The organism is Bacillus infantis (assembly GCF_008180445.1).
Classification (GTDB): domain Bacteria; phylum Bacillota; class Bacilli; order Bacillales; family Cytobacillaceae; genus Bacillus_AB; species Bacillus_AB infantis_B.
Genome location: NZ_VTER01000011.1, coordinates 104,862 through 120,104 on the forward strand (window position 1 = coordinate 104,862; position 15,243 = coordinate 120,104).

16 protein-coding genes are annotated in these 15,243 nt (G+C 47.2%); 14 read left to right on the forward strand and 2 right to left on the reverse strand.

The genetic code is table 11. The annotated features are described in order from the left end of the window. Window positions 1-3: 3 nt before the first annotated feature. From FZD51_RS19945 to FZD51_RS19955, 3 genes are all read left to right on the forward strand, one after another. Entirely contained in the window at window positions 4-1,608 is a 1,605-nt protein-coding gene (locus FZD51_RS19945; protein WP_148976368.1) for an amidohydrolase, read from the forward strand. A gap of 95 nt (window positions 1,609-1,703) precedes the next feature. Then, on the forward strand, window positions 1,704-2,630 hold the full coding sequence (gene rarD / locus FZD51_RS19950) for an EamA family transporter RarD (RefSeq protein ID WP_148976369.1): 927 nt from the start codon (window positions 1,704-1,706) through the stop codon (window positions 2,628-2,630). A gap of 158 nt (window positions 2,631-2,788) precedes the next feature. After that, window positions 2,789-3,136 (forward strand): hypothetical protein, encoded by a 348-nt coding sequence (locus FZD51_RS19955; protein ID WP_148976370.1) that lies wholly within the window; start codon window positions 2,789-2,791, stop codon window positions 3,134-3,136. A gap of 104 nt (window positions 3,137-3,240) precedes the next feature. Here FZD51_RS19955 and FZD51_RS19960 read toward each other — a convergent pair whose 3' ends face one another. Next, on the reverse strand, window positions 3,241-4,044 hold the full coding sequence (locus FZD51_RS19960; RefSeq protein WP_148976371.1) for an NAD kinase: 804 nt from the start codon (window positions 4,042-4,044) through the stop codon (window positions 3,241-3,243). Window positions 4,045-4,188: 144 nt separating this feature from the next. On the opposite strand from FZD51_RS19960, the gene sppA reads away from it, so the two are divergent. The 9 genes from sppA (at window position 4,189) to FZD51_RS20005 (ending at window position 12,022) form a co-directional block, all read left to right on the forward strand. Continuing rightward, the gene (gene sppA / locus FZD51_RS19965; RefSeq protein WP_148976372.1) at window positions 4,189-5,196 is read left to right on the forward strand and encodes a signal peptide peptidase SppA; all 1,008 of its coding nucleotides are present in this window, start codon (window positions 4,189-4,191) and stop codon (window positions 5,194-5,196) included. 13 nt (window positions 5,197-5,209) lie between these two features. Beyond that, window positions 5,210-5,713: an RDD family protein gene (locus FZD51_RS19970; protein ID WP_148976373.1), complete on the forward strand. Its 504-nt coding sequence runs from the start codon at window positions 5,210-5,212 to the stop codon at window positions 5,711-5,713. Between the two features lie 146 nt (window positions 5,714-5,859). Then, complete coding sequence (locus FZD51_RS19975; protein ID WP_148976374.1) at window positions 5,860-6,561, forward strand: DUF2953 domain-containing protein; 702 nt, start codon at window positions 5,860-5,862, stop codon at window positions 6,559-6,561. A gap of 18 nt (window positions 6,562-6,579) precedes the next feature. Continuing rightward, the gene (gene ytfJ / locus FZD51_RS19980) at window positions 6,580-7,068 is read left to right on the forward strand and encodes a GerW family sporulation protein (protein WP_148976375.1); all 489 of its coding nucleotides are present in this window, start codon (window positions 6,580-6,582) and stop codon (window positions 7,066-7,068) included. A gap of 142 nt (window positions 7,069-7,210) precedes the next feature. After that, window positions 7,211-7,711, forward strand: coding sequence for a thiol peroxidase (tpx, locus tag FZD51_RS19985; protein ID WP_148976376.1), 501 nt, complete (start codon window positions 7,211-7,213; stop codon window positions 7,709-7,711). Window positions 7,712-7,865: 154 nt separating this feature from the next. Further along, window positions 7,866-8,852: a class I SAM-dependent methyltransferase gene (locus FZD51_RS19990; RefSeq protein ID WP_148976377.1), complete on the forward strand. Its 987-nt coding sequence runs from the start codon at window positions 7,866-7,868 to the stop codon at window positions 8,850-8,852. Between the two features lie 489 nt (window positions 8,853-9,341). After that, window positions 9,342-10,529 carry an acetate kinase gene (locus FZD51_RS19995; protein ID WP_148976378.1) on the forward strand — a complete coding sequence of 396 codons (1,188 nt, stop codon included), beginning with the start codon at window positions 9,342-9,344 and terminating at the stop codon, window positions 10,527-10,529. Window positions 10,530-10,667: 138 nt separating this feature from the next. Then, window positions 10,668-11,510 carry an EcsC family protein gene (locus FZD51_RS20000; protein WP_148976379.1) on the forward strand — a complete coding sequence of 281 codons (843 nt, stop codon included), beginning with the start codon at window positions 10,668-10,670 and terminating at the stop codon, window positions 11,508-11,510. Then, the gene (locus FZD51_RS20005) at window positions 11,507-12,022 is read left to right on the forward strand and encodes a MogA/MoaB family molybdenum cofactor biosynthesis protein (RefSeq protein WP_148976380.1); all 516 of its coding nucleotides are present in this window, start codon (window positions 11,507-11,509) and stop codon (window positions 12,020-12,022) included. Before FZD51_RS20000 ends, FZD51_RS20005 begins: the two co-directional genes overlap by 4 nt. 74 nt (window positions 12,023-12,096) lie before the next feature. On the opposite strand, the gene FZD51_RS20010 is transcribed toward FZD51_RS20005, so the two are convergent. After that, on the reverse strand, window positions 12,097-12,411 hold the full coding sequence (locus FZD51_RS20010) for a hypothetical protein (protein ID WP_148976381.1): 315 nt from the start codon (window positions 12,409-12,411) through the stop codon (window positions 12,097-12,099). Between the two features lie 225 nt (window positions 12,412-12,636). Between FZD51_RS20010 and FZD51_RS20015 the strand changes: the two genes are divergently transcribed. Then, the gene (locus FZD51_RS20015; RefSeq protein WP_148976382.1) at window positions 12,637-13,842 is read left to right on the forward strand and encodes an argininosuccinate synthase; all 1,206 of its coding nucleotides are present in this window, start codon (window positions 12,637-12,639) and stop codon (window positions 13,840-13,842) included. Further along, window positions 13,839-15,227, forward strand: a complete 1,389-nt coding sequence (argH, locus tag FZD51_RS20020) for an argininosuccinate lyase (protein ID WP_148976383.1) — start codon at window positions 13,839-13,841, stop codon at window positions 15,225-15,227. Before FZD51_RS20015 ends, argH begins: the two co-directional genes overlap by 4 nt. Window positions 15,228-15,243 lie beyond the last annotated feature (16 nt).

Consider the following 15,243-nt stretch of genomic DNA (forward strand, 5'->3'; position numbering starts at 1 on the left):
AAGATGCGGACACTATGGCATGGAGGATATATATACACCCTTCAGGAAGAAGGGCATAAAGCCGAAGCGGTTATGACGGAGAATGGAAAGATCCTGAGGGCAGGGCCGCTGGAAGAATTGAAAAGAAACTACTCGGTAAAGCCTTCTGAAATGAGGGACCTTGAGGGAAGCCTGATGCTGCCCGGATTTGTGGACAGCCATATGCACTTGATCGGACATGGGGAAAGGCTGATAAGACTTGACTTGTCCGGCTGCACCTCTAAAACAGAAGTGCTTGATGCTGTGAAGGAGTATGCCGAAAAGTTTCCAAAAGGCAGCTGGGTCATTGGCGAGGGCTGGAACGAAAATTTATGGGATATCCCTGCCCCCATACTGGCAAAGGAGCTTGATGAAGCAGTCCCTGAACATCCAGTCTGCCTGAAAAGAATCTGCCGGCACGCGATTGCCGTCAATTCGAAAGCATTGGAAGCAGGCGGAATTATCCCTGAAACCATTTGCCCTCCAGGCGGGGTCATTGAAAAAGATGAAGCAGGCCTTCCATCAGGCCTGCTGAAAGACCAGGCACAGGAGCTAATCTTCTCTATTCTCCCTGGTGCTTCAAAGGAGTATCTGGAGACGGCAATGCGCGCAGCCATCCAGGATGCCTATGCAATGGGCCTTACGGGGGCACATACTGAGGATCTTAATTATTATGGCGGTTTCCATGGGACCTATGGGACTTTCAAGGAGGTCATCGGTGAAGATAAACTGCCTTTCCGGGCCCACCTGCTCGTCCATCACGAGGTAATCAATGACATGAAGCTTGACGGCGGAAATTATCTTGGCGGGGATGATTGGATAGAATTCGGTGCCATGAAGATCTTTTCAGACGGAGCATTGGGAGGCCGGACTGCTTTGCTGAGCCATCCGTATGCGGATGATCCTTCAACCTCAGGAGTGGCCATTTTTACACAGGATCAGCTTGACGGTCTATTGATCAAAGCCAGAGAGCTGGATATGCCGGTTGCCATACATGCCATCGGTGACAGGGCTTTTGAAATGTCACTGAACAGCATTGAAAAATACCCGCTGAAAGGAAAAGGCAGGGACCGGCTCATTCATGCACAGATACTGCGGAAAGAACTCATTCCAAGGGCAAAAAAGCTTCCTCTCATACTGGATATACAGCCAAGATTCCTGGCTTCTGACTTTCCGTGGGTCATCAGCAGGATCGGCGAAGAGCATATGGATTACTGTTATGCCTGGAAAACATTGATTGATGAAGGCATCCCATGTGCAGGCGGATCTGATGCGCCAATCGAGCAAGCCGACCCGCTCCTCGGCATCCATTCTGCGGTTACAAGAACCAGCAGCGATGACCCCGGGAGGATTGCCTATATCAAAGAGGAGGCGTTATCCATGTACGAAGCTGTTTCCTTATATACAAAAGGCAGCGCATTTGCAATCTGCCATGAAGATGAGAGGGGAATGATCAAGGATGGATATCTTGCTGACTTCACAATCCTTGACCGGAATATATTCGAAGAAGAGCCGGAGGCACTCCTCCGTACACGAGTCAATGAGACAGTAATAGGAGGAAAAACCGTTTATAAGCGCGGACAGGTTTAAACGGGCGAATGCCTGCTAAAACGAATAGGTTGCCAGTTTTTTTCTTTTGGCTTTATAATTATTCCGATATCAGAAAGAATCGAGGCTAACCAACAATGACAGATACTGAAGTAAAACAAGGGGCCCTGTACGCAGGGCTGTCTTATTTGATATGGGGCATCCTGCCGATCTACTGGAAGCTTCTCAATCATGTGAGTGCTGATGAAATCCTGGCCAGCCGGGTTTTCTGGTCTTTCATCTTTATGCTGGCTGTACTTGTCCTGACCAGGAAATGGCCGGATTTTATTCTGACATTGAGAGGGATACGGAATAACAAGAAGCAGATGCTCGCTCTGACAATTGCCTCTCTGCTCGTAAGCTGCAACTGGTTCATATATATTTGGGCAGTCAATTCCGGCCAGATGATTGAAGCGAGCCTTGGCTATTATATCAACCCGCTGGTCAGTGTCCTTCTGGGTATAGTCGTTTTAAAAGAAAAGCTTTCCTCTGTGCAGACAGTTTCTTTCCTGCTGGCGGCGGCGGGTGTGCTTATCATGACCCTCTCTTATGGCAGATTTCCATGGATTGCGGTTGCGCTTGCTTTATCTTTTGGCCTTTACGGTTTGGCAAAGAAACTGATCAAGGTGGAATCTGCCATTGGACTGACGCTCGAAACGATGGTAGTCATGCCATTGGCACTTGGATATCTGATCTATTTATTTGCAGACGGAAAGCAGTCCTTCCTGGCCATTTCAACAGGAACGGATCTGCTGCTGATCGGTGCAGGGGCAGCCACTGCTATCCCGCTTCTGTATTTTGCCAAAGGGGCACAGAAAATCCCGCTTTCCATGCTCGGTTATCTGCAGTATATCGCCCCGACATTAACACTGCTGCTAGGCATTTTTGTATATGGTGAAGAATTCACAAAGACCCACATGGTCGCATTCTTGTTCATTTGGCTTGCTTTGACCGTCTACTCGCTGTCCAGGACGAAGTTATTTGCCAATATGAAATGGAAGCATGGGAAAGGGCTGGGGATGTAAAAAGGAAGAGGCAAAGGCCTCTTCCTTTTTCTAATTGTATGTCCCTTGGCCAGAGCAGCAGGTTAGGTGCGTGCAGGGCGGGCAGCCAAAGGGCTTTTATGCTTAGGAGACGGTGAACCCGGACCGGGATTTTGAGGTGCGTGGGGGCGGGAGAATAAGTGAATTCATGTATCGCAGCAGGCTCCTGGGATACATGTGTGTGGAGAAAAAAGGGAAGTCATCTACTCATACAGGCTCCTGGGATACATGAGTGTGGAGAAAAAAGAGAAGTCATGTATCCCAACAGGCTCCTGGGATACATGAGTGCAGAGAAAAAAGGGAAGTCATGTACTCAAACAGGCTCCTGGGATACATGGGTGTGGAGAAAAAAGAGAAGTCATGTATTCCAACAGGCTCCTGGGATACATGAGTGCAGAGAAAAAAGGGAAGTCATGTACTCAAACAGGCTCCTGGGATACATGGGTGTGGAGAAAAAAGGGAAGTCATGTATTCCAACAGACCCCTAAGATACATGGGTATGGAGAAAAAAAGGAAGTCATGTATCCCATCTGTATCGGGATACATGACTCCGCTGCGGGTTTTTAACAATGTTCAGACAATCCCGCTTTTATTATAGAAAACTCCTCTTCACCTTTTCCCAGAAGGAGTTGTCCTTAAGCTTGACAGTCTTGATTTGTTTGCCGCTCAGTTTGGCTTCGATTTTTTCGACATGCTGGATGCTTAGTGCTTCGTTGTCCATTCCCATTGTCGGGTGGTCATTGCCGTCCTGGATGACTCTGAGGGTCAGGCTGCGGCCGCTGCTCAGGATGAATGAAGAACCAAGTGTCCTGTAGCGGTTATTGTTCAGGGATGCCAGTTCGCTGACCTGCAGGCAAGGGAGCATAGGGTCAACAATGGCGCCATTGACCGATTTATTATAGGCTGTACTGCCTGTCGGGGTTGCAACAATCATGCCGTCGCCCCTGAAGGTTTCGAAATGGAGATTATCGATAAATACATCCATAACAAATGTTTTGATGATCGCAGACCTTATGCTGAATTCATTCAGGCAATAGAAGGAGGATTCATCATCCACCTTAATCTCCATCGTCGGGTATCTCCTGACTTCAATCTGTTCATTGGCCATTGCTTCAATCATCTTGGATGTGTCATCAATATGGAAATCGCAGTACATGCTCAATGTGCCGGTCGTAGAGATGCCCGCGTACAGGCAGTCCTCGCGGAAGCCGGTCTTGCGGACGGCCTGAAGGAAGGTCCCGTCGCCGCCAATGCTCACAATGATATTAGCCTGCTTAAAGTCATTGACAATGGTAAATCCGTATTTTTCGGCAAGCTCATAAAGATGGCCTGCTTTTTCCATCATTTCAGTATCTTTCTTATGGTAAAAATATAAGTTTCGGCGCGTCACTTTCATTCCTCCTATTCAAAATGATAATATTTGCGTATGATTGGTATTTTGCGGCAATAACGTTTATTGTCATCAGTGTACATGTTTTTGAAACATTTTAAAAGTTATTGCGTATTAACACTTGGAAAAGGAAAAAAAGGAGGAGAAGATATGAATGGGAAAAGATGGGCGGCTCTTGGAATAGCCGCTGCACTGCTGTTTTTCTCCATTATTACTAGTGTGCTGTCGACATTCGCATTTAGAAATGCCGAAAGCACTTTTGCGGATATGTTTCCAGTTGATGAAGCATTTGCCGAAGAAATCATTGAACCGGGCAGCAGTTCAAAGAAAATTGCCGTCCTGAATGTAGATGGGACCATCCAGGATGCAGGAGATGCCAGCTCACTGTTTGCCAGTCCCGGCTATAACCACAAATCTTTCATGAAAAAGCTGGACCATGTTAAAGAGGATGATAGTGTGAAAGCGGTCATTCTTCGCGTGAATTCCCCGGGTGGCGGTGTAGTGGAAAGCTCGGAGATCCATGATAAGATCGTGGAAATCCAGAAGGAAGCGAAAAAGCCTGTGTACATATCTATGGGATCCATGGCTGCTTCCGGCGGCTATTATATTTCGGCACCTGCTGAAAAAATCTATGCCAGCCCTGAAACCCTGACAGGCTCCCTGGGTGTCATCATGCAGGGATATAATTATGCAGGGCTTGCCGAAAAGTATGGCGTAGAATTTGTCACGATCAAGAGCGGGCCTTATAAAGACATTATGAGCCCTTCAAGGGAGATGACGGAAGAAGAACGGGAGATCCTCCAGTCTATGATCGACAATTCTTATGAAGGCTTTGTTAAAGTCATTTCTGAAGGAAGGGGCATCCCGGCAGATCAGGTGCGGAAAATCGCCGACGGACGGATCTATGACGGCCGCCAGGCAAAAGAGCTCAATCTGATTGATGGTTTCGGCTTCTTTGAAGATGTTGTAGATGAACTGGAGAAAGACCATAAGCTTAAGGGTGCACAGGTTGTCAGCTATTCGGAAAATATGGGCTTTGGCTCCTTGTTCAGCATGGGTGCGCGGAAGGTGATGGGCGATGATATTGAAATGGCCGGCATGATGAAGCTGTTGTCACAGCCGAATGCCCCGCGGCTGATGTACATGTATTCAGAATGAGGAGGGATGGCAAATGACCACATTAGACAGCCATTTGGAAAAGGATTTGCCTGCTGACAATCATTCACCAGCCAGCCCGTCATATGAAGATCATGCGGCATCTGTCCGTTTTGCCGGTTTCTGGATGAGGTTCTGGGCCTATCTGGCCGATCTCATTGTTATAGGCAGCATTAACCGCATCATCGTGCATCCGATTTTTCGGGCGGCGGATCTTCCCCTTGCCGATTCCGGGATTTTCACTCCCGCAAATATCGTCACAAGCATCATTTTTTATGCCTATTTTGTCCTGATGACAAAGTATTTCAGGCAGACGCTTGGGAAAATGATATTTGGGCTGAAAGTAGTCAGTCTTAAAGATGAAGAAATGTCCTGGACCACCATATTGTTCAGGGAGTGGATCGGGCGCTTCATTTCAGCCACTATTTATATTGGCTATATCATTGTCGCTTTTCTCCCGAAAAAACAGGGGCTTCATGACCTGTTTGCCGATACAAGTGTCATTCACGAAAGAAAATAAGGAATAATTGAAAGAATCGCCTGCCGGCCTGCTGCCGGCAGGTTTATTTTTTTTCCCAAAAGGAAAGCCTAGATTTAGCGTCTGGATATCTTTAGCAGGAGACTAATGCGAAAAAATACACCAGCCTGTTAATAGGGGGTGATCGGATGTGGTGGCTGATCCTTGGGGCAGCAGCGGCAGTCATTCTGCTTTTGCTCATTATTCTTCTTTTCTCAAAGCTAACAGTTTATTTTAACTTTTATCATGGCCAGGATAATGACCATATATCTTTAAAGTTCCGGGCCTGGTTCGGCCTTATCCGCTATAACATACAGGTTCCGCTGATAAAAATCGATGATGACTCCCCTTCCATTGTGGTTGAAGAGAAAGTGGAAGCCGGCCGGAAGGAGGAGAAGAAGCAGGAAGACCGGAAAAAATTCACGCCGGAGGACTTCCTGAACAGTATCATGGATGCCGAGGAGCTGATACGCCATGTATTTGGCCTCCACACGATCATCCGGCGATTTCTGAAAAAGGTGGCAATCAGGGATATCGAATGGCATACCATGGCCGGAATCGGTGATGCGGCGCACACTGCTGTCCTTGCAGGGATAATCTGGTCTGCAAAAGGAAGCCTGGTCGGCATTCTCAGCCGCTATATGAGGATGAGGGACATGCCCGTTTTGTCGGTGACCCCCCATTTTCAGGCTGCTGTTTCCCAAACCCGTTTTTCATGTATGTTTCAATTCCGCATCGGGCAAGCTATGTTGGCAGGAATTAAACTGATTAAATATTGGAAAGGCGGAATGCCGGACTTTAGGACAAAGCCGTTATCCGTGCTATCTGATAATAAAACAAAATCCGTTTAGATGAGGAGGAAGTTTATTATGTCTGATCATCCGATACAAGGCTTGATGACGACCGCAATGGAAAATTTGAAAGAAATGATTGATGTGAATACAATCATCGGGGACCCGGTTGAAACTCCTGATGGAAGTGTGATCCTTACCGTATCAAAGGTCGGTTTCGGCTTTGCAGCAGGCGGCAGTGAGTTTATGCTTGAAGGTTCAGGCCGCGAGGGAGAAGGCAAACCGAAGCATCCGTTTGGCGGAGGAAGCGGCGGCGGAGTTTCCATTACACCGATTGCTTTTTTAATCGTAAGTTCCCACGGAGTTAAAATGGTCCATCTGGATGAGAGCACACATCTATATGAAAAAATCCTTGATTTGGCCCCTCAGGCTGTTGATAAGATCCAGCAGATGATGTCAAAGAATAACGGGTCCGGGAACAGCGGCCAGGATGGAAAGAACGAAGGCCAAAGCAGCCAGAACCGCTCGAACGAATACAATGGACCAAAGCATGACCTGGACTTCTAGAATGGATGTTTGAAAAGGCTGGTCTTCTTCCCCGGAGACAGCCTTTTCTATTGCTGGAATAAATGGCTTTTCATTGCAAAAAGATTTTCCAGGAAGTATGATTGCACTGTACATATATGAAAAAATAAGGAGGAAGAAACCAATGGCATCAATTACTTTTAAAGGAAATCCGGTTACTTTGCTGGGGAATGAAGTGAAAGCAGGAGACCAGGCTCCGGAATTCAAAGTGCTTGCCAATGACTTAACTGAGGTGACGCTTGCGGATTCCAAGGGCCAGGTAAGACTGATCAGTGTTGTTCCCTCTATTGACACAGGCGTTTGCGACGCTCAGACGCGCCGATTCAATGAAGAAGCATCAAAGCTTGATAATGTAAAAGTTCTTACAGTCAGCGTAGATCTTCCTTTTGCACAGAAGCGCTGGTGCGCAGCTGCCGGCATTGAAAATGTGCAGACAGTTTCAGACCACCGCGACCTTTCTTTCGGTGAAGCTTACGGAGTAGCAATCAAGGAGCTCCGCCTTCTTGCACGGGCAGTATTTGTTGTTGATTCCAATGACAAAGTGGTTTATGCCCAATATGTGAGCGAAGCAACTGACCATCCTGACTACGAAGCTGCAGTGGAAGCTGCAAGGCAAGCTGAATAAACTTCGAAGAACCCCGGGCAATCGGGGTTTTTGTATGCCTTAAGATTGCCCAGGCTGTATTCCCCAATCTCCTGAATGGCAGGCGGCGGGCTTGTGATCCTGCCGGAACCCCGTTACAATAAGACAATAATATTTTAGCAGGAGGAATGAATTAGTGAGTATCACTCCCGTAGAAGAACTGTTCTCAGTCTTTAATGAAACAGCTGTGATCTTGCAGGAAGAACTGCAATGTACATATTTAGAGGCGCTTGCAGAAACAGGCGATAATATTTTTCAAGAGTCCATTCTCCAGGACGGACTCAGTGAGCTTAATGTAAAAAGGCTGAAAAAAAGCTATGAGTCGCTGAATCTTGACCTATATACAAGCGAGAATATCAGAAAGTCATTTCAGCTGGCCATTTTAAAGGGCATGAAGGAAAATGTGCAGCCAAACCATCAGATGACCCCGGATGCTGTCGGAATGCTGACGGGTTATCTGGTGAATAAATTTGTCGGAGCGAAATCTTTCCGCCTTCTGGATCTGGCGGTCGGGACAGGGAATCTCCTTACGACTGTCATCAATCAGCAGGAAGGAAAAAGCATTGAAGCAGTCGGGGCAGATGTGGATGACCTCCTCATCAAGCTTGCCTACATCAATGCCAACCTCCAGAAGCACCCCATCCAATTCTATAACCAGGACAGCCTTGAGCCGCTGTTCATTGAAAGCGTGGATGCAGTCATCAGCGACCTTCCGGTGGGGTATTATCCCAACGACATAAGGGCGCAGGACTTTGAGCTGAAGGCAGATGAGGGCCATTCTTATGCCCATCACCTTTTCCTGGAACAGAGCATGCGCCATGTAAAGGAAGGCGGCTATCTGTTCCTGATTGTGCCAAATGGCCTGTTTGAAAGCGAACAGGCGGACAAGCTGAAGGCGTATATAAGCAAGACAAGCATCATCCAGGGCCTGCTCCAGCTCCCGGAAACATTGTTTAAAAATAAAAATGCTGCAAAAAGCGTCTTTATCCTCCAGAAAAAGGGTGAAGGGGTCACAGCTCCAAAGCAAGCCCTGCTTGTGAACATGCCGAGCCTTTCGAAAACTGAACAGGTCGAGAGGATACTTAAGCAGGTGGATGCCTGGTTCAGGGAAAACAAGATATAGAGTGACAAAAGCATGATTCCGAAGTGGATCATGCTTTTTCTTTTTGCATAAGAAGGAAAGAATGAATGGAGCAGCCGAACCTGCCGGCAGAAGTCTTAAGGAAGAAGGTAGCGCAAGGGAACCCGCATTTTCGTCTCCAGTCTTTTTATGGAAGTTCTGTTTTAGCAGAAGAGCCGCAAGGGTAATGGAAAATAAGAAGCGGAAATCACCGAAATATCGGAATACATTTAATTTTTACTGTAAACGATACCAATTATGAATGTTCCTTGAAATCATGCAAGCACAGTGATTAAATGGGGAATTGAGAGATAAAATGATGCCAGTTGCACACAATAAATGTGTACCACATCAGGCATTAGATTAGCATCGGTGTTATATAAAGGCTGGCATCCTGGAGGGAAAAAAGATACATATTTCCCCATGGTCCCCATTGCACTGGTTAAACATACAGGACGTATGCGAGTCCGCATTTAAAAGGAGCGACATATCGTGGCGAAAATTATTGCAATTAATGCTGGAAGTTCTTCATTGAAATTTCAATTATTTGAAATGCCAAGCGAAGAAGTAATCACAAAAGGTCTTATTGAACGAATCGGTCTGAACGATGCAGTTTTCAGTATTTCTGTTAACGGCGAGAAGCAGACGGAAGTCACGGAAATTCCTGACCATGAGGTTGCAGTCAAGCTTCTGCTCAATAAGCTGACTGATCTGAAGATCATCGAATCACTGGATGAAATTGAAGGAATCGGCCACCGTGTAGTACATGGAGGAGAAGAGTTTGCAGATTCTGCGGTCATCACGGAAGACGTGCTGAGTAAAATTGATGCACTATCCGAGCTGGCTCCTCTTCACAACCCTGCAAACATTACAGGAATCAAGGCATTCCAGCAGGTGCTTCCAAATGTGCCGGCAGTAGCTGTTTTTGATACTGCATTCCATCAGACAATGCCGGAAAGCTCGTTCCTGTACAGCCTTCCTTATGAGTATTATGAGAAGTTCGGCATCCGTAAATACGGCTTCCACGGAACTTCACATAAATATGTATCAGAGCGTGCAGCAGAGCTTCTTGGCCGTCCGCTTGAGCAGCTTCGCCTGCTTTCCTGCCACCTGGGTAACGGTGCAAGCATCGCGGCCATTGAAGGCGGAAAATCCATTGATACATCCATGGGCTTCACACCGCTTGCCGGTGTGACGATGGGTACCCGCTCTGGGAATATCGACCCTGCCTTGATTCCATTCATCATGGAGAAAACAGGCAAGTCTGCTGATGAAGTACTTAACGTACTGAATAAAGAGAGCGGAATGCTCGGAGTTTCAGGATTCTCAAGCGACCTTCGCGATATCGAGGTACAGGCAGCTGAAGGAAATGAAAGAGCAGAGCTTGCTCTTGAAGTATTCGCAAACCGGATCCATAAATATATCGGTTCTTATGCTTCCCGCATGTACGGAGTTGATGCCATCATCTTTACAGCCGGCATTGGCGAAAACAGTGCAGAAATCCGTGAACGCGTCCTTCAGGGACTGGAATTCATGGGCGTATATTGGGACCCTGCATTGAACAAGGTCCGCGGTGAGGAAACGTTTGTCAACTATCCTCACTCACCGGTCAAGGTCATCGTCATCCCTACAAATGAAGAAGTCATGATCGCCAGGGATGTTGTAAGGCTGGCGAAATAATATTTGAATGATTGAAAGGACAAAGAAGCCAAGGCTTTTTTGTCCTTTTGTTTTTCTGCTTTCTCCATTCAATGAAACAGGATTTGCCTGAATCAATATGCTATACTGAACAAAAACACCGGCAAGGAGGATGAAGATATGGCACTAAACGGACGGGAAGAAAAGGCTTTATCTGAGATCGCACAATGGGAAGACAAGCTGGCACAGTATGAATCCAATGATTTGGAGCTGACCTATGACAAATATTTAGAAAAAGCGTTCCTGCTGCTTCCTGAGAAAACTCAGCAGCAATTTTTTGCTTCCCTGGATAACTGGCTGTTCCATCTCCATGCCTTGATCCAAAGCTCACAGCTCCAGCTGGATGCAAAGGAACGGATCCTTTCTGCAGGCCGCATCTTTGATGCCGGCATTGAAACAGTGGAAGATCTGGCCTCATTGGACATCAATCAGCTGCAATACATAGCCAATCAGCAGATCGCACGCCACCGCCTTTATTCATTTGCACAGGGAGGGGCTTCGGGGACAGGCGGTGTGCTGCTGCTTGGATCCGATCTTCCTGCCATGGCTGTCATCAATTTGCGTGCAGTCCAGCTCATTGCAATGACATATGGGATTGAAGTGAACACGCCTTATGAGATGATGGCTTCTTTAAAGGTGTTTTGCGCATCGATCCTGCCGCCGCGGCTTCAGGGACAGGCCTGGGAACAGCTTCTGGCCGAACTGGAGAATGCGGAAGAAGCTTATTTTTATGAGGGGCAGGAGGAACTGACGGACATCGCATGGATGGGCCAGCCGATCAAACAGCTTTTCAAAGGCCTGGCCATAGCAGCTTTCAAAAGGAAATCCATCCAGGGCATCCCGCTTGTCAGCATGGCCATAGGAGCAGGGGCAAACTATCAGTTTACCAGGAAGGTCACTGACTTTGCACACAAATATTATCAGTACAGGTATCTGCTGAAGAAACAGGGTGAAGTGAGATGAGCAGCGAGGAACACAAAAAAGAAGCCCCCAAAACAGTCAGATGCAAAATCATTACCATCAGTGATACAAGAAATCCGGAGACCGATAAAAGCGGAAGGCTGATGAAGGAACTTCTTGAAGCAGAAGGCCACAGGGTAAGTTCCTACCAGATTGTCGTTGATGAAAAAGAAAAGATCCGTCAGGCGGTCCTGGACGGATGTTCAGATCCGGAAATCGATGCAGTCCTTACCAATGGCGGGACAGGAATCGCATTAAGGGATGTAACTATTGAAACGGTGAGTGCCCTTTATCAAAAGGAAATTAGCGGCTTCGGGGAATTATTCCGTATGCTGAGCTACCAGGAGGACATCGGCTCTGCTGCCATCCTATCACGCGCTTCTGCGGGCATCATCGAGAATACAGCTGTCTTTTCCACACCGGGCTCTTCAGGTGCAGTAAGGCTGGCCATGAATCTATTGATCATTCCCGAGCTGGGGCATGTTATAAGGGAAGTAAAGAAAGATCTTGTATAAAAAGGGGGCGGGGCGCCATCATGGCGCCCCGCCTTTTTGCTATGCCCTGAATAATATTCTCTATAGAGCTTAAATCAGCGATGCAGTTTTCCCCCGATTTCCTGATTGGCCCTGTACCACAGCCAAAGATCGTTGATGATGGAAGCAAGATCCGCAATCTCACTGTTCAATTTGCATGAAAGCTCAAAATTCTCTTCATCTGCGAGCCGGTCCTGTCTGCGGTTTATCTGCGTCTCAAGCTCTGATATCCTGTCCGGGATCCCCCCGCGTATCTTCTCCCATATATACAAAATTTCCTGGCGATCCTCCTGCGGGTACTCTTCCCACTCGCCATCCAGCACAGGAACAGCAATCCCCATGCGCTTATCCAAAATGAAAACATCCTCCATCTCATCCGTCCCCCAAAAATAGGCTGCTTTTATTGTACATGGTGACAGGCACCTATACCAGTCGGCCGACTGGTATAGGTGCCTGTCACCAATAAATTTTTATACATTTTAACGAATAACTATTGAATTAATCCTGGAATATTGTTAGAGTATTAACTAGTTAAATGTATAAAAACATAATTTAAATGAATATTTATTCGTTCATCTATAGAGGAGGAAATTTTCATGTCAAATCAAAAAGTTGTTTTAGCATACTCAGGCGGTCTGGATACTTCTGTGGCGATCAAATGGCTTGGCGACCAGGGTTACTCGGTGGTTGCGTGCTGCCTTGACGTTGGGGAAGGCAAGGATCTGAAGTTCATCCAGGAAAAGGCGCTTAAAGTGGGAGCCGTCCAATCATATGTATTGGATGTGAAAAAAGAGTTTGCGAATGAATATGCACTTGCTGCCCTGCAGGCGCATGCTCTATATGAAGGCAAATACCCGCTGGTATCCGCTCTTTCCAGGCCTCTTATTGCTAAAAAGCTTGTTGAAGTGGCTGAAAAGGAAGGCGCCGCTGCGGTTGCCCATGGCTGTACAGGAAAAGGAAATGACCAGGTAAGATTCGAGGTATCGATCCAGGCGCTTAATCCAGACCTCAAGGTGCTCGCGCCTGTAAGGGAATGGAAATGGTCCAGGGAAGAGGAAATCCAATATGCAAAGGAAAATAATATCCCGATCCCGATCAATCTGGATTCTCCGTTTTCCATAGACCAAAACCTCTGGGGACGCAGCAACGAATGCGGGATCCTGGAAGATCCATGGGCTGCCCCTCCTGAAGAGGCATACGATCTGACAACCAGCCTTGAGTATACGCCTGACACCCCTGATATCGTTGAAATTGAATTCAGCAAAGGCGTCCCGGTAAGCCTGAACGGAAAGTCCTATCCTCTTTCAGAACTGATCCTGGAGCTGAATATCATTGCAGGCAAGCATGGAGTCGGGCGCATTGATCATGTCGAGAACAGGCTTGTCGGCATCAAATCAAGGGAAGTGTATGAATGTCCAGGTGCCATGACTCTGATCAAAGCGCATAAAGAACTTGAAGATCTGACGCTTGTGAAAGAGCTTGCCCATTTCAAGCCTGTCATCGAGAAAAAACTGACTGAGCTGATCTATGAAGGGCTTTGGTTCTCCCCATTGAAAAACGCTTTAACGGCTTTCCTTGAGGAAACGCAGAAGCATGTGACAGGAACTGTAAGGGTGAAATTGTTCAAGGGGCACAGCATCGTCGAAGGCAGAAAATCCCCATATTCACTTTATGATGAAAAATTGGCCACTTATACATCTGAAGATGAATTCGACCATAATGCCGCGGTTGGATTCATCCAGCTATGGGGCCTGCCGACCAAGGTTCAAAGCATTGTCCAGAATAAGAAGGTGACAGTGTGAAGAAACTTTGGGGAGGAAGATTCACGAAATCGGCAGAGGAATGGGTGGATGAATTCGGTGCATCCATCTCCTTTGACCAGGAGCTTGTTGAGGAAGATATAGAGGGAAGCCTTGCACATGTGGAAATGCTGTCCCGCTGCGGCATCATTGAAAAAGAGGAAGCAGCGAAGATCCAAAAAGGGCTCAAGCTGTTAAAGGAAAAATCCCGGGAAGGGGAGCTTCCTTTCTCCGTAAAGCTTGAGGACATCCATCTGAACCTGGAAAGCCTTCTTACGGACGAAATCGGGCCTGTCGGCGGCAAGCTTCATACAGGCAGAAGCAGGAATGACCAGGTAGCAACAGATATGCACTTGTATTTAAAGAAACAGGCAGCACATGTTATCGAGCTGATTGAAGAGCTCCAGGCAGCCCTGCTTTCCCAGGCAGAGGAGAATGTGGAAACCCTCATGCCGGGCTATACTCATCTTCAGAGGGCACAGCCCATTTCGTTTGCGCATCATCTGATGGCTTATTTCTGGATGCTGGAAAGGGATAAGGAGAGATACAGCGAGAATCTGAAAAGGATCAATGTTTCTCCTCTTGGTGCAGGCGCCCTTGCCGGTACAACCTTTCCAATCGACCGCGAGCTGACAGCCAGTCTGCTCGGGTTTGATGATATCTATGAAAACAGCATGGATGCTGTAAGCGACAGGGATTTTATCCTTGAATTCCTTTCAGCAAGCAGCATTCTGATGATGCATCTGTCCCGTTTCAGCGAGGAAATCATTCTCTGGTCGAGCCAGGAATTCCGGTTCATTGAGCTGGATGACAGCTTTGCAACGGGCAGCAGCATTATGCCGCAAAAGAAAAATCCGGATATGGCAGAGCTGATCCGCGGAAAAACCGGCCGAGTCTATGGCAATCTTGTCGGCCTGCTTACTGTGCTGAAGGGGCTGCCTCTTGCTTATAACAAAGATATGCAGGAAGATAAAGAGGGCATGTTTAATACGGTTAAAACGGTTATTGGCTCACTTAAAATTTTTTCCGGCATGGTTGGGTCCATGAGGGTTAACAGTGAAGTAATGGAAAATGCCACGAAAAGCGATTTTTCCAATGCGACAGAGCTGGCTGACTATCTTTCCGGTAAAGGCTTGCCATTCAGGGAAGCTCACGAAATTGTCGGGAAGCTTGTCCTTGATTGCGTGAACAGAGGCTGCTTCCTTTCCGGCCTGCCGATGGAAGTGTATAAGGAGGCAAGCACCCTTTTTGAGGAGGATATTTACGAGGTCCTTGACCCGAGGGCGGCTGTTGCAAGAAGGAACAGCCAGGGCGGAACGGGGTTTGCCCAAATAAAGAAGGCGCTGGAAAAAGCAAAAGGGCGCCTGAAGGATAAAGCCTATTCATAACAATAAAGGCCGCTGC

What these genes read in the sequence shown, in the direction of transcription:
- FZD51_RS19970 (WP_148976373.1), top strand. Translation starts at nt 5,210, where the DNA reads ATGACCACATTAGACAGCCATTTGGAAAAGGATTTGCCTGCTGACAAT.
- FZD51_RS20015 (WP_148976382.1), top strand. Translation starts at nt 12,637, where the DNA reads ATGTCAAATCAAAAAGTTGTTTTAGCATACTCAGGCGGTCTGGATACT.
- rarD (WP_148976369.1), top strand. Translation starts at nt 1,704, where the DNA reads ATGACAGATACTGAAGTAAAACAAGGGGCCCTGTACGCAGGGCTGTCT.
- tpx (WP_148976376.1), top strand. Translation starts at nt 7,211, where the DNA reads ATGGCATCAATTACTTTTAAAGGAAATCCGGTTACTTTGCTGGGGAAT.
- sppA (WP_148976372.1), top strand. Translation starts at nt 4,189, where the DNA reads ATGAATGGGAAAAGATGGGCGGCTCTTGGAATAGCCGCTGCACTGCTG.
- FZD51_RS20010 (WP_148976381.1), bottom strand. Translation starts at nt 12,411, where the DNA reads ATGGAGGATGTTTTCATTTTGGATAAGCGCATGGGGATTGCTGTTCCT.
- FZD51_RS19945 (WP_148976368.1), top strand. Translation starts at nt 4, where the DNA reads ATGCGGACACTATGGCATGGAGGATATATATACACCCTTCAGGAAGAA.
- FZD51_RS19975 (WP_148976374.1), top strand. Translation starts at nt 5,860, where the DNA reads ATGTGGTGGCTGATCCTTGGGGCAGCAGCGGCAGTCATTCTGCTTTTG.
- FZD51_RS20005 (WP_148976380.1), top strand. Translation starts at nt 11,507, where the DNA reads ATGAGCAGCGAGGAACACAAAAAAGAAGCCCCCAAAACAGTCAGATGC.
- ytfJ (WP_148976375.1), top strand. Translation starts at nt 6,580, where the DNA reads ATGTCTGATCATCCGATACAAGGCTTGATGACGACCGCAATGGAAAAT.
- FZD51_RS20000 (WP_148976379.1), top strand. Translation starts at nt 10,668, where the DNA reads ATGGCACTAAACGGACGGGAAGAAAAGGCTTTATCTGAGATCGCACAA.
- FZD51_RS19960 (WP_148976371.1), bottom strand. Translation starts at nt 4,044, where the DNA reads ATGAAAGTGACGCGCCGAAACTTATATTTTTACCATAAGAAAGATACT.